The sequence below is a fragment of the Litoribacterium kuwaitense genome (genome assembly GCF_011058155.1).
Classification (GTDB): domain Bacteria; phylum Bacillota; class Bacilli; order Bacillales; family DSM-28697; genus Litoribacterium; species Litoribacterium kuwaitense.
The window spans coordinates 18076-32346 of the sequence record NZ_JAALFC010000037.1; the positions used below are offsets into that span (position 1 = coordinate 18076).

A 14271-nucleotide genomic window follows, 5' to 3' on the forward strand; every position below is an offset into this window, starting at 1 on the left:
AAGAAAGCTGATTTGACAAACTAAGGAAAACCTCAGTTATCAAACCAGCGATCATCATTGTAGCTTATTCATTTGAAGAATGCTTTGAATCTCTATAATTGGAGCGTTTATTAGAATGGCCACCTTGACCTCCGCGGCGGCGACGGAAGTCAGACTTACCGCCACGATATTGCTTTTGACGATTTTGTCCGCCACCTCTTCGTTTGTCGCGAAAATTTTTTCGTGATACAACAGGCGCCTCAGCCGTTAACTGAACTGGTGTTTGATCCGGCTCTTTCGTAAGGAGCTTCACAGCCGCAGCTAAAAGTGTTACGGAGTCATGATCCTCAAGAAGCTGTTCGGCTAATGCTGTGTAGTCATTCAAGTTCGATTCAGCAGCTGTTTCTTTAATGCGGTCAATTGTTGAACGCTGCTGATTTTCTAACGCTTCTGTCGTTGTCGGCACAGGCTTGCGTGTCATTTTTCGCTTCGTTAGTCGTTCAATATTTTTCAACTGACCCATTTCTCTTGGCGTCACAAACGTATAGGCTACGCCTGTTTTTCCAGCACGACCCGTCCGACCGATTCGGTGCACATAGCTTTCTGGGTCTTGCGGTATATCAAAGTTATAGACGTGAGTGACTCCTGATACATCTAAACCACGCGCCGCAACGTCTGTCGCCACGAGTACTTCAATGCTTCTATTTTTAAATTGCTTCATGACGCTTGTCCGCTTAGACTGTGTTAAATCACCGTGGATCCCCTCTGCCGAATAGCCACGTGAAGCAAGGGCTTCCGAGAGCTCGTCGACACGACGTTTCGTACGACCGAAAACAATCGCCAGATCAGGGTTTTCCATATCGAGAAGTCGGGTGAACGCGTCAAATTTTTTCCGTTCGTCTACCTCAATGAAGTTTTGCGTAATATTCGGTACCGTCACTTCTTTTGCTTTAACGCGCACGGTCTCCGGGTCTTTCATAAACTTTTCAGCAATCCGGCGAATCGGATCTGGCATCGTTGCTGAAAAGAGAAGTGTTTGTCTTTCCTCAGGCACTTCTTTTAAAATGGCTTCGATATCTTCGATAAAGCCCATGTTCAACATTTCATCCGCTTCGTCCAAAACGACCGTATGAAGCTTTTGTAGACGTAATGTCTTCCGTTTAATATGGTCGAGCAATCTTCCTGGTGTGCCGACAACAATTTGCGGGCGTTTCTTCAGTGCGCGAATCTGCCGCTGAATATCTTGACCACCATAAATCGGCAAGGCGCGGATATTTTTAAAGCGCCCGATCTTGTTCAGTTCCTCGGCAACCTGCATTGCTAGCTCTCTCGTCGGCGCAACGACCAGCCCAGCGATCCCTGGGTGCTTTTCCAAAGTTTTTTCAATCATAGGGACACCAAACGCCGCTGTCTTTCCTGTTCCAGTTTGCGCTTGACCGATCACGTCAGTCCCTTGAAGAGACAAAGGAATGGACTGCGCCTGAATTGGCGTTGCCTCCTCAAATCCCATTTGTCCGATTGCTTCAAGAATGTCATTGCCTAAACCTAGCTCATTAAATTTTGCCAATACTTTTTCTGCTACTTATCACATATACAGCACTTTCTTGGATTACGTATTCACCGTCTAATCCTCTCAATCATGCCTAGGCTTCTTCACATCAAATTGATTGAAATCATCCGAGCAGTTCAAAAAAGGGAATCAAACGCCCCGTACTCTATATGCTCTATCAGTAGCAGAGTCACCACCTTTCATCTTTTAAGTGTGCGACCCTCTCTGCAAGGGGGCTTTCATGCTTATGTGTACCACTATCTCCGCAAAGCGCGGGCTTTTATCCTATCTATAAATAGACCGGGTGCTCCTATATCGGAGTTCCGTCATCCACGGCCCAATGGTTTACTCGAATCATCCTTTAGGACGCCATTGCTGCTCCTAGGCCAACGCTTTAAAAAAGCACTTCCCAAACGATGCGGAAAGCGCCTCAGCTGTTCCTTGAGCAAACCTTCGGTGACACTCTTTACCGCTTCGTCCCGCTCGTTGCTTATTGACGACAGCATTACTCACCTATGTTAGCATTATTAAACCTTTCCCGCAATCCCACATTCTCATACACGAATGTAAAGTGTATTTTAAAACACTGTTTATGACGGGGTATTTAAGTCTTTTGTTTTTTGTAAATGAGATACAACACCAATATGCTCTAATGCTTGTTGGACGCTTCCAAACGTATCTATTTCTTTAAATGAAATGCCGAGAGACACAATTGTCTGCGTCACCAATGGCTGTAATCCTGTTAAGTATGCCTTTATCCCGATCAACTTAAGAGATTGAGTAATTTGGTAAAGCTCACGAGCGACATAGGTATCCATGTTCATAATCCCAGAAACATCAATAATCATATAATTTAATCGTAAATCCATACTGCGCTTTAACGTATTGTCCATGATAAAGTGTGAACGATCCGTGTCAATCTCGCCAATTAAAGGAAGAATCGCCACACCGTCAAAAACCGGAACGACAGGGACCGATAACTCCCTAATGGATTGATGAGCCGCCTGGAGGAGATTGTCTTGATTTTTTAAAAACTGTTTCATAAAGGCAATGATGGCCTCATCCATCGCCAGATCAATACGACAACCCGCTGTCAGCAACCCACTTTCGTCTAAGCGCCTGTCCTCAAACTCTCGTTCCATGCGCTTCCAAATCGCCAACCGAGTGTATTTTAAAACTTGTAAAGCTCCATGTAAGCTATGGTCGTTTTGTGCTGCAAATTGAGAAGCATCACTCACCCAGCTTTGTAAATGGTCGTTTGTGTGAGTGGTATCTGGTGACTCAGTCAGTTGTTCGGCTAACGTATTGATTAACCTGAGAAACAGTTGATCGGACTGACTGTTCCTGAGACCATTCAACTTTTTCTCACCATACGTCATCATCCATTCATCAGCTTGGTTACGTAAATGAATACCTTCTTTTAGCAATATGTCTTTTATATTTTTCAACACGTCTTCCATGATCCTGCTGTATAAAGGGACGTCAAGGCGCCGTAAACTGTCCCCCACCAGCACCGCCACCACCTTTCCTGTATTTAAAAGCAAAAGGCCGAGCCACAGCAACTCAATTGCTAGAGCACCAGCCTAGTCCGTTAGCATTTATGAAGTAAGTCCCATTGCTTTTCCCGTTTCCTCATATAAATAAACAAGTATTTTACGTCTATAAAAATTTTATATCATCCAAAAAATCAATCGGACCCTGCATTGCTTAAGAAAACCTGGTCATCTAAGCGTGCATATCCGTAAAGACTTGAATAGGTCACACGAAAACCAAGCCTAAATAATGGCATAAACGGGTATATCCTTATCATTGCAAGGACTGCTAACAACGGAAAGGGAAAACCGACAATGAAACAAACGAGACAGGTCTTTTTAATGTTGCTATTGATTGCTTCTTTCTTCCTAGGGATAAGTGATTGGGTCGATGACAGAGAACGCTTCATCTCTTGGCTCATCTATGGCTTCATCATAGCTTCAATCTGCTTTGCCATTCTACTCGAAGGCCGAAATCCTTACAAAACACTCCTCTGGATTTATACAATGATCTTCTTCCCTATTGCAGGCTATGCCCTGTACTTAATGACCGGGCAGTTGGAAGTAAAGGGACACTTATTCAGGCAAAAACGACAAGACAATCGCTGGTACTTTGATCGCCTCCATAACAACAAGCCTCGCGATACGTGGCAAGGTTTAGGAGAAACAGAAAAAACGATCTCTACTTTTATTCAACAAACGACAAAAAATGATATGAGCTTCTATACGAATGCCGATATACTGACAAACGGCGAAGAAAAATTCCCCGACCTGATCACCAATTTGAAGACAGCGAAACACTTTATCCATTTAGAGTACTATATTTTTCGCTCAGATCACATCGGGACGACGATCATTGACATCCTTTGTGACAAAGCGGAGCAAGGTGTAGATGTCCGTGTCATTTACGATGGCATTGGAAGCATTCAGTTGAAGCGCAAAGCCATTCAACGAATGAAACAGTCCGGTGTCAACATTTATGCATTCCTTCCATTGAGTGAAGGACTCAAAACCCAAAAAGTTAATTTTAGAAACCATCGCAAAATCGTCATTATCGATGGGCAGACAGGTTATATCGGTGGACTGAATATCGGAGACGAGTATATCGGTCGTTCACGAGAGTTTAACTTCTGGCGCGACACACATGTCAAAATTAAAGGTGAAGCCATTCAACATTTGCACACGATTTTTCTAATGGACTGGCAATATGTCAGCGGAGAAAAATTGCCCATTAAACAGTTCATTTCCAATGAAGCACTTTTACAAGAAAGTGCGGATGGTGGTGTACACATCGTGTCAAGCGGTCCAGATTCTGAGCAAGGAACAATGGCCGACATCTACTTTACGATGGTCACTGAAGCACGACAATCGGTATGGATTGCTACGCCTTATTTTATACCTAACAAAGCGATGCGTACGGCGTTAAGCACAGCCGCCTCCAGAGGTGTAGATGTTCGTTTAATGGTACCGGAAAAAAACGATGGTTTTTTTACTCGCTACGGGACACAATCTTACTTTGCAGAGCTCTTATCTAAAGGCGTAGATATTTACACGTACCATAAAGGTTTTCTCCATGAAAAAGTCATCATTGTCGATGAAAACGTCGCTTCAATCGGGACAGCGAATGTCGACCTGCGCAGTTTTAACTTAAACTTTGAAGCGAATGTATTTCTGTTTCAATCAAAGGCTGTCGCTACACTTGTAAATGATTACCAATCCGACCTTAACGATTGCAGGCAAGTTATATCCTCTGAATGGAAAAACAGACCTTTTTCAATGCGGGTGAAAGAATCCTTTTCTCGCTTATTTTCACCGGTCTTGTAGACAGTAGACACCTTATGATCTGAATGCTATAGTGTACTTGAATTGAATATGCTGCGGGGAGCCGTTTTTGGCTGAGAGGGTGATTTGTCACCGACCCAAAATACCTGATCTGGATCATGCCAGCGAAGGGATGTCAGCGAGTTGCCGCTTGTTATAGATCATGTGGCTACTTTTGCTTTGGTATATACATCGCTTCTTTAGCGATGTTTTTTATGCGCAAAAAAAGCATGAGCTGTTGTGATCATACACCGCTATCAACTTAAACGAGTCGAAGGCGTTGTTTACGCAGTGATTCAATGATACATCAAATGAAGGGAAGGAGATCGTATGTCCACTGTAAACTTAGGTTTTCAAGTATTACCGAAAATGAATCCTGGGGAGAGTTCGTATGACGCTGTTGACCGCGCGATTGATGTCGTTGCTCAGTCTGGTGTTTCTTATGTGGTCGGACCAATGGAAACGGTGATGGAGGGAGAATTAAATCACCTTTTGCAAATTGTCAAACAAGCCCAGGACGCATGCATTGCTGCAGGTGCTCATGAAGTCATGACGCATGTAAAGATCCATTACCGCCCAGATGGAGGCGTCACTCTTGATGAAAAAATCAGCAAATACAGAGGGTAAAAAGTATGGAGCGGCATCGCCTTACCAGTGCTATTCATTTTACTCCTCCTTCTCCTATGGGAAATCGCCACTTGGGGGACAGGAATTGAACAGTGGATTTTGCCACCACCTAGCGTCGTCATACAAACGCTTTGGGAAACACGTGATTTATTGTTCACCCACATCGGCCCAACCTTAATGGCAACATTTGCTGGCTTAAGCATTGCTATTATCGTCGCTGTGACCATCGCGACGTTAACAGACGTAGCCTATTGGATTAGACAAACTATTTACCCACCGCTCGTTATTTCGCAGACGATCCCGATTATCGCTTTGGCACCACTGTTTATGATTTGGTTTGGCTATGGCTTATTACCTAAAATTATTGTCGTCGCACTCGTCTGTTTTTTTCCTATTACGATTAGCCTAGCCGACGGATATCGGCAAGTCGATCCGTCCATGCTCAGGCTTTTACGTTCAATGGGCGCGTCCCGCTGGCAGCAATTTAAGATGGTTAAACTTCCAGGCGCGCTTCCTTCATTTTTTTCCGGCTTACGAATTGCTGGCACTTACAGCGTCATGGGAGCTGTTATCGGTGAATGGCTCGGAGCGAGCAAAGGACTTGGCGTGTTTATGACGAGATCTTCTCAATCGTTCCAAACCGATCGTGTCTTTGCAGCGATCATCGTCGTCGTGTTGCTCAGTTTGACCATCTTTTTACTTATTGAGGTCTGTGCCAGACTCACAATGTCATGGCACTACCAGGCGAAAAAAAAGTAATACGAAGTTTTGCCTAGAAAAATCAAGGAGTGAATCACAATGAAAAAACATCATATTCTTCAGGTTGGATGGCTCGCCTTACTTTTATTACTCGCAGCATGTACAGACGCGCCTTCGGACCAAAGCTCAAACGATACTGCGGGGAACAAAGAAGCCACGCCCACATCTGACAACACTGACCTGACTGAAGTGACTGTCATGCTCGACTGGCTTCCAAACACGAATCATACAGGGCTCTATGTTGCACAGGCAAACGGCTACTATGAGGAGCAAGGTTTAAAAATAACCATTCAGCAGCCTGGTGAGGGCAACACTTCCGACCAAATGGTTGCAGCCGGCCAGGCAGAATTTGGTATTAGCAACCAGGAAAACGTGACCATGGCTAGAACAAACGACATCCCTGTCGTTTCCATTGCGGCCGTGATCCAAAACAATACGTCATCCTTTGCATTTCTTGAAGACTCAGGCATTGAAACAGTCAATGATTTCGAAGGTAAACGATACGGCGGTTGGGGTTCTGCCAGTGAAGAAGCGACCATTCAAGCCGTCATGGAAAACGCAGGCGCCGATTTTAATGAGCTTGAACTGATTACACTCGGAGCAACCGATTTTGTTAAAGCGATCGGCCGTGATGCCGACATTATGTGGCTTTTTGATGGGTGGGATAAAATCGCGGCTGAGCTTGCCGGCAAAAAGATTAATACGATATCGCTCCGTGAACTCGATCCGGCGTTGAACTATTACACACCTGTTATCATCGCAAATGAATCACTTCTCTCCGACCAGCCTGAATTGGCTGAGGCTTTTATGGAAGCAACTAGCAAAGGCTATCAAGACGCAATTGAGCAGCCAGAACAAGCCGCGAATACGCTTCTCGAAGCTGTACCTGAGCTAGATGAAGACCTTGTACAAGAAAGTCAGCAATACCTTAGCTCACAATTTCAAGCGGACAGCGAGCAATGGGGCCTACAAAAAACAGAGGTATGGGCTGCCTATGCGGACTGGATGGCTGAGCGATCATTAATTGAAGCAGAACTGAATGTCGAGGAAGCCTTTACGAATGGCTTCTTACCGGATCCGTCATCATGAACCCAATCATTCAAGTGACTGGCGTAACGAAGACATTTGCTCAAACCGTCGCTTTACAGCCGACCAACGCAGCCATGTATTCAGGAGAATTTGTTTCACTCATCGGTCCGAGCGGCTGTGGAAAAAGCACCTTGCTCGACATAATGGCTGGTCTGGAAAAGCCTGACGAAGGGGATGTACTCCTTGAGGGACATTCGGTCGTTGGCACGACCGGATACGCTGGCTATATGCCGCAAAAAGATGTGCTTCTGCCGTGGCGAACCATTCTTGCAAATGTCACCGTCCCATTAGAAATCCGAGGCATTTCTAAAAATAAAGCTCGAGCACGCGCGATGGAATGGATGGAGCCCTTCGGCTTAAAAGGCTTTGAACATCATTATCCTGATCAGCTTTCCGGCGGTATGAGACAACGCGCCAATTTTTTGCGCACGTGCCTTACTGAAAAAAAACTACTCCTGCTTGACGAACCATTCGGAAAGCTAGATGCATTGACACGATTAAGCATGCAGGAGTGGCTTATATCGCTCGCAGACTCTCTTTCTTTAACGATCTTTTTCGTCACCCATGATATCGAAGAAGCACTTCTTCTTTCTGATCGAATTTATGTCATGTCGCCACGTCCTGGGAAAATCATTAAAGAAATGTCGGTGACAGGACAACGCCCTCGGTCTCGAAAAGATTTATCCGACCATTCATTAATGAAACAAAAAGAAGAGCTGCTCGACTTATTATTTTCGGAAAGGCGCTCAAGTTGAGCGCCCTTTTCCGTTATTTTATGGCACCATATGAAGCTCCCAGCACATTCATAAAAAATCAAGAGATTTCTTTTCTTCTTTTATTATGTATAATAGCTAATGCTTGCCGTTTGCCCCTGTTTTTTTACCCACAGCTTGTCCACATTTTATCCCCAATAGTGCTTTAGAACTCATTGATGAATGACCAAACTAGACAGTTTACAACTCACTACTTTATGATCTATACTAAGTAGCAACCACAATATTTAGTAATTACACCAATGAAAAAACACTATATTTAGTGTTTTAACGTTTTTTTCGGCAATGATAAGGGAAAGCACCTAAACAAAGGTGAGGCGCCGAATAATAAAGAGGGATTTTTGAAAGAAAGAGGGAGGAATCACCGATGCTAGCAATTGATAGTCACGAAAAAGCGTACGCGTATATGGAAAAATGATGGAACAATTCCCCAACTTGGATACGACCGAATTTAAGGAAAAAATCTCACGCTACCTTGAACATAAAGATGATGTGACGGATGATCAATTTGAACACTACCTGCGCTTAAGTGCACTCGAAAACATTACAGCAGACGAACCTGACTGGACTTTTTTTGCAGCGCGAGTTTATTTAGATGGGCTCTACAAAAAAGCTGCCCGAAGTCGAGGTTATGAGCCTGAACAAAAATATGGCTCCTTTCTAGAGCTGATTAACGTTTTAAGTTCGATGGATATTTTCAGCACTCATTTATTGGACAACTATACAGCTGAAGAAATTGCCGAGCTTGAAAAAGCCATTGACCCTGCAAAAGATGAAACATTTACATACATTGGACTACTCACCTTAGCTGAACGTTACTTAGCACGTTCTCACGCAGGCGATGTATATGAGCTTCCTCAAGAGCGTTTTATGGTCATTGCGATGACATTAATGCAGAATGAACCAAAGGAGCACCGCCTCAGCCTTGTTAAGGAAAGTTATTGGGCGCTGTCTAATCTATACATGACCGTTGCTACACCAACCCTTGCAAATGCAGGAAAAACCTATGGACAACTGTCCAGCTGTTTTATCGACACAGTGGATGACTCACTTAGAGGCATCTACGACACAAACACCGATATCGCTACCCTTAGTAAGCACGGCGGAGGCATCGGGGTCTATATGGGGAAAATTCGTTCCCGAGGCAGCGACATTCGCGGATTCAAAGGCGTTTCGTCCGGTGTGATTCCATGGATGAAACAGCTGAACAACACAGCTGTTAGCGTTGACCAGCTTGGACAGCGTCAAGGAGCCGTTGCCGTCTATTTAGACGTCTGGCATAAGGATATCTTTGCCTTCCTCGATACGCGCCTGAACAACGGTGACGAGCGTCTTCGTACGCACGATCTGTTTACAGGGGTCTGCCTACCCGATTTGTTCATGGAACAAGTCGAAGCACGCGGAGACTGGTATTTGTTTGACCCACACGAAGTTCGCAAAATCATGGGCTTCTCGCTTGAAGACTTTTTTGATGAAGAGCCTGGCAAAGGATCGTTCCGTGACCGCTATTGGGCATGTGTCGAGCATCCTGACTTAGATAAACGTAAAGTCCCGGCCATTGAAATTATGAAGTCTGTGATGATTTCACAACTAGAAACAGGTACGCCTTACATGTTTTACCGTGATACGGTCAACCGTGCCAATGCCAACTCTCATAAAGGAATTGTCTACTGCAGCAACCTCTGTACAGAAATTATGCAAAACATGAGTGCCACGACAGTGACCGAAGAATACACAGAAGATGGTAAAATTATTACTGTCAAAGAGCCCGGCGATTTCGTCGTATGTAATTTGTCATCCATCTCTTTAGCGACAGCTGTACGAGATGATGTCCTTGAACGGCTCGTGAAGATTCAAGTACGCATGCTGGACAATGTCATTGATTTAAATGAGCTCCCTGTACAACAGGCAAAAATAACGAACCAAAAATACCGCGCCGTCGGACTTGGTACCTTTGGTTGGCATCACCTCTTAGCAACGAAAGGCATCGCGTGGGAAACTGAAGAAGCGATTGACTACTGTGATGAATTGTATGAGGATATCGCCTACTATACGATCAGGACAAGTATGGAGCTGGCGAAAGAAAAAGGGGCTTACCTAGCATTTGAAGGCTCAGACTGGGATACAGGAGCTTATTTTGCGAAAAAAGATTACACAAGCCCGCGCTGGCAGGAGCTTCAAAAAGAGATTCATGATTCCGGCATTCGCAACGGCTATTTAATGGCGGTCGCACCGAACTCATCAACGTCATTAATCGCTGGATCGACAGCGAGCATCGATCCAATCTTCCGAAGAGAATACTCCGAGGAGAAAAAAGACTATAAAATTCCAGTGACTGCGCCAGATTTGTCACCGAAAACAACTTGGTACTATAAGTCTGTTTATTTGATCGACCAGCATTGGAGCATTCGCCAAAACGCCAAGCGTCAACGCCATATTGACCAGTCCATTTCGTTTAACCTATATGTTCGTAATGACATTAAAGCAAAAGAATTACTTTCTCTTCACCAAGAAGCATGGCGTTCAAACTTAAAAACAACATACTATGTACGCTCCACCTCAGGCGCTGTCATTGAGGATTGCGAGAGCTGCGAAAGTTAAGTGCTTCTGTAAGCCCTGCATTTCCTTGACGAGAGGTCACTTTATGAAACAAAGGCAGCCGGCTCTTCGTCGGCGCCTTTTATAGTGCTTCCAAAAACGAATGGCACAAATAAGTATTTTTATGAAAGGGATTGAGTCACGTGAGTTCAGAAACATTAAATACTCGTAAAATAATGGACCCTGATGCACCGAACCGCTCCACTGGAATTATCAATGGTCGAAGTTCAAACGTATTAAACTGGGATGATGTCCGTTTTTCCTGGGCGTACCCAAAATATAAGCGGATGCTCGCAAACTTTTGGACGCCTTTTGAAATTAACATGTCCAAAGACATTCGACAGTTTCCCCAGCTCTCTGAAACCGAGCAAGATGCCTATCTAAAAATCATCGGTCTGCTCGCTTTGCTTGACAGTATTCAAACCGACTACGCAGGTAAAGTTGCCGATTATTTGACGGACTCCAGCCTCAACGCGTTGATGATTATTTTAGCACAGCAAGAAGTCATTCATAACCATTCGTATTCTTATGTACTTTCAAGTGTTGTTTCCAAGAGCAAACAAGATGAAACGTTTGACTATTGGCGCACCGAACCAACATTACGCAAGCGAAATGATTTTATAACGAATGGCTACGCAGACTTTGCCGAGTCACCAACCGTTCGTAACCTTCTGCGATCCATTGTTTATGACGTGATTTTAGAAGGACTGTTCTTTTACTCAGGATTTGCTTTCTTTTACAACTTGGCAAGAAACCAAAAGATGGTCGCTACAAGCACAATGATCAACTACATTAATCGCGATGAGCAACTTCATGTAGACTTATTTGCCAAGATCTTTAAAGAAGTGCTTGAGCAATATCCAGAGGAAAACACGAAAGAGCTTGAGGATTTTGTTCGTGAAACGTTTAAACATGCTGCCGAACTGGAAATTGCTTGGGGGCGTGAAATTATTGGTAATCGTATCGAAGGCATTGAGATGCACGAATTAGAGGATTACATTAAATTCATGGCCCATAAACGAGTGAAGCAGATGGGTTACGAAGGACCTTACCCTGAGCATAAGAAAAATCCAATGCGTTGGATTGTTGCTTATCAAGAAGTCGACTTAGGTAAAACCGACTTCTTCGAGCAAAAGTCACGTCAGTACACGAAGACAAGCGACGAGAACGGTTTTGACGACCTTTAAGTTTTTTAACAAACAACAAAGCCCGCTCATGCCTGGCAACAGGCAAAAGCAGGGCTTTGTTTTTGTGCACTTAGTTTTTTTTAGGTGGTAAAGACTGCGACTGTCGTACTTTAGGGACAACGATGCGATAAAAAACACCTGTTTCAGCTTGATTTTCAATTGTAATGTTACCGTGATGCAAGCTCAAAATACGGTGCACAATACTTAAACCGATTCCGGTTTGCCCTCCTTCTTTTCCTTTGTGAAACGGCTCAAACAGTCTTTTCGCCTCTTCATCCTCAAGTTGAGGGCCATCATTCGCCACAATAAGAATGGCATTGCCTTTTTGTTCAAATAACTCAATCGCCAACTCTTCTTTTGCATAACGCAGTTGATTTTCAAGCACATTTTCGAGCAGATTTACCCATTGCTCGGTATCTCCTTCAATCGAGACAGCCTGCAAACGAGACTGAATCTCAACCTCTTGTCTCGTCCAACGGAGACGCTCCGTGACATCCTCAATGAGCCTATCTAGCTGAATATGCTCAACAGGGAGCTCCCGACGCGATAAATAATCGAGCTTTGTCAAATACAAGATGTTCTTTATTTTTTTCTCCAGCTTCTCAGACTCCTGCTCGACGACAGCCATTGTACTAGACAAATCGCCTTTCGGAAAAACGCCATCACTCACCGACTGGGCATAGCCGCGAATGACCATTACCGGCGTTTTTAAGTCATGAGAAATGTTTTGTAATAAAGTTCGCTGCGCTTCGTCTTTTGCGACGAGCTTTTGTCGCATATCTTCGATTGAATGTCCAAGGTCACCAATCTCGTCCTTTCGATGCACATCTACCGGGTCATTCCACTCCTGTTTAGACAACCGTTTGACATGCCGTTGCAAATGAACTAAAGGCTTGGAAAGATACTTTGCCAACACTAACGAAGGAATCCAGCTTAAAACAAACACGAGAAGCATGAGCAGTCCAAGCTGGCGAAATAGCGTAAATGTTAAGTTATCCAAGTACGAATCCTCAACATAAGACAGCAAATATGCTGGTTGATTGTCCGCCTTTACTTTGCGTATGACGTAAAAAATACGCTCCTCTTCTACATAACTAGAATACCGCGCACTCACGTCATTTTGCTCTAGCGCCTCCTCCCTACTTTTAGCAATAAAAGCATTTGGCAATGGACCCGAATAAAAAATGACTGAAGCATCGAGCGGCAAAAGGATATGACGGACAGAACGGTCAGGCGCGCCGAATTGCTCCTGTAAACGCTTGTCCCCTTCTTCTTGAGGAAAACGCGACTCTGTGAGCACCTGCTGTTCACTTTCAATCGTCGTATAAATTTCAGTCGTGAAAAATTGCCGGATGATCATCGGAAACAATACGGCAAGAATGACTGAAATTAACAGTAGAATGCCTGCAAACACGATCCAAATTTGAAATGCTAATGGACGATTTTTCATTTTGTCATCATCCGATAGCCAAAACCATAAATCGTCTCAAGACGTAAATCCGGCATTTTCTTTCGCAATCGTCGTACAAGATCATCAACGACACGATCACTGCCAAAATAGTCTACTCCCCACACCGCATTTAAAATGTCTTCCCGAGAAAAAGCATGACCTGGATGCTTTACGAACAAAATCAACAAATCAAACTCTTTTGAAGTCAAGTTGATCGTCAAATCTCCTGTGTTTACTTCCCGTAAATCCTCATCAATCACGTACGGACCAATGTTTATCCTTGGCGTGGAAGAGGCAATAGCCGTATCTTGCTGAGGAGCATATGTTAACGCTAAAAGCTTCTCTGTTCTAATGACAAGCTCTCTAGGTAAAAACGGCTTAGCAAGGTAGTCACTACTGCCTAACTCCAAGCCAAGCACGCGATCAAAATCTTTATCTCGGGCTGAGATAAAGATCACCGGTACATGAGGTGTTTTATCCTTAATCTCTTTAATCAACGTATACCCGTCAATATCTGGAAGCATAATATCTAAAATCCAAAGGTGCGGCGGTTGAGATATCTTTTCTCGCGCGGAGGCTCCATTTAAAAAGGACTTAACCTCCCAACCTTCATTCTTTAAATAGGTAGTCAACAATTCATTTAAATTTTCTTCATCTTCAACAATGTAAATGAGAAACGACATCACTTTCACCTCCATGATTATTATACATTGTGAGTCCACAAGTGCTTTTATTTTGGCTCTACAATATTTGTTGGGGTTTACGAAAAAAAGAACAAAAAAATACACACAAGCTCCTATATCTTTACTACACTTGAGTTGTCGAAAACAAGAGAGCGAGATAGGAGTTGTGTGTGTATGCATTCTAACATGATGTTTCCCGGATTAGAAGATGTGATTATTAAAAA

General features: G+C 43.8%; 11 protein-coding genes and 1 riboswitch. Of the genes, 7 read left to right on the forward strand and 4 right to left on the reverse strand.

Translation table 11 applies throughout. The annotated features are described in order from the left end of the window. Positions 1-64 precede the first annotated feature (64 nt). Together cshA and G4V62_RS20670 are read right to left on the reverse strand one after the other, a co-directional pair. A complete protein-coding gene (gene cshA / locus G4V62_RS15380) occupies positions 65-1546 on the reverse strand; it encodes a degradosome RNA helicase CshA (protein WP_165203722.1) in 1482 nt (493 codons plus the stop codon). Between the two features lie 572 nt (positions 1547-2118). Beyond that, positions 2119-3036 carry an STAS domain-containing protein gene (locus G4V62_RS20670; protein WP_165203724.1) on the reverse strand — a complete coding sequence of 306 codons (918 nt, stop codon included), beginning with the start codon at positions 3034-3036 and terminating at the stop codon, positions 2119-2121. Between the two features lie 339 nt (positions 3037-3375). Here G4V62_RS20670 and cls point away from each other — a divergent pair, with 339 nt between their 5' ends. The 7 genes from cls (at position 3376) to G4V62_RS15420 (ending at position 11914) form a co-directional block, all read left to right on the forward strand. Beyond that, on the forward strand, positions 3376-4884 hold the full coding sequence (cls, locus tag G4V62_RS15390) for a cardiolipin synthase (protein WP_165203726.1): 1509 nt from the start codon (positions 3376-3378) through the stop codon (positions 4882-4884). 44 nt (positions 4885-4928) lie between these two features. Beyond that, positions 4929-5035: riboswitch (TPP riboswitch) on the forward strand. A gap of 176 nt (positions 5036-5211) precedes the next feature. After that, positions 5212-5508 (forward strand): thiamine-binding protein, encoded by a 297-nt coding sequence (locus tag G4V62_RS15395; RefSeq protein ID WP_165203728.1) that lies wholly within the window; start codon positions 5212-5214, stop codon positions 5506-5508. 27 nt (positions 5509-5535) lie between these two features. Further along, the gene (locus tag G4V62_RS15400; RefSeq protein WP_312855508.1) at positions 5536-6267 is read left to right on the forward strand and encodes an ABC transporter permease; all 732 of its coding nucleotides are present in this window, start codon (positions 5536-5538) and stop codon (positions 6265-6267) included. A 39-nt stretch (positions 6268-6306) separates the two neighbouring features. Then, positions 6307-7356 (forward strand): ABC transporter substrate-binding protein, encoded by a 1050-nt coding sequence (locus tag G4V62_RS15405; protein ID WP_165203730.1) that lies wholly within the window; start codon positions 6307-6309, stop codon positions 7354-7356. Continuing rightward, a complete protein-coding gene (locus G4V62_RS15410) occupies positions 7353-8111 on the forward strand; it encodes an ABC transporter ATP-binding protein (RefSeq protein ID WP_165203732.1) in 759 nt (252 codons plus the stop codon). The genes G4V62_RS15405 and G4V62_RS15410 overlap by 4 nt, the downstream gene beginning before the upstream one ends. A gap of 432 nt (positions 8112-8543) precedes the next feature. Further along, positions 8544-10730 (forward strand): ribonucleoside-diphosphate reductase subunit alpha, encoded by a 2187-nt coding sequence (locus G4V62_RS15415; RefSeq protein WP_165203734.1) that lies wholly within the window; start codon positions 8544-8546, stop codon positions 10728-10730. 140 nt (positions 10731-10870) lie between these two features. After that, positions 10871-11914 carry a ribonucleotide-diphosphate reductase subunit beta gene (locus G4V62_RS15420; protein WP_312855509.1) on the forward strand — a complete coding sequence of 348 codons (1044 nt, stop codon included), beginning with the start codon at positions 10871-10873 and terminating at the stop codon, positions 11912-11914. A 70-nt stretch (positions 11915-11984) separates the two neighbouring features. Here G4V62_RS15420 and G4V62_RS15425 read toward each other — a convergent pair whose 3' ends face one another. Next, positions 11985-13364: a sensor histidine kinase gene (locus tag G4V62_RS15425; protein WP_165203736.1), complete on the reverse strand. Its 1380-nt coding sequence runs from the start codon at positions 13362-13364 to the stop codon at positions 11985-11987. After that, on the reverse strand, positions 13361-14047 hold the full coding sequence (locus G4V62_RS15430; RefSeq protein WP_165203738.1) for a response regulator transcription factor: 687 nt from the start codon (positions 14045-14047) through the stop codon (positions 13361-13363). Before G4V62_RS15430 ends, G4V62_RS15425 begins: the two co-directional genes overlap by 4 nt. Positions 14048-14271 lie beyond the last annotated feature (224 nt).

What these genes read in the sequence shown, in the direction of transcription:
- G4V62_RS15425 (WP_165203736.1), bottom strand. Translation starts at nt 13,364, where the DNA reads ATGAAAAATCGTCCATTAGCATTTCAAATTTGGATCGTGTTTGCAGGC.
- G4V62_RS15415 (WP_165203734.1), top strand. Translation starts at nt 8,544, where the DNA reads ATGATGGAACAATTCCCCAACTTGGATACGACCGAATTTAAGGAAAAA.
- G4V62_RS15405 (WP_165203730.1), top strand. Translation starts at nt 6,307, where the DNA reads ATGAAAAAACATCATATTCTTCAGGTTGGATGGCTCGCCTTACTTTTA.
- G4V62_RS15395 (WP_165203728.1), top strand. Translation starts at nt 5,212, where the DNA reads ATGTCCACTGTAAACTTAGGTTTTCAAGTATTACCGAAAATGAATCCT.
- G4V62_RS15430 (WP_165203738.1), bottom strand. Translation starts at nt 14,047, where the DNA reads ATGTCGTTTCTCATTTACATTGTTGAAGATGAAGAAAATTTAAATGAA.
- G4V62_RS15410 (WP_165203732.1), top strand. Translation starts at nt 7,353, where the DNA reads ATGAACCCAATCATTCAAGTGACTGGCGTAACGAAGACATTTGCTCAA.
- cls (WP_165203726.1), top strand. Translation starts at nt 3,376, where the DNA reads ATGAAACAAACGAGACAGGTCTTTTTAATGTTGCTATTGATTGCTTCT.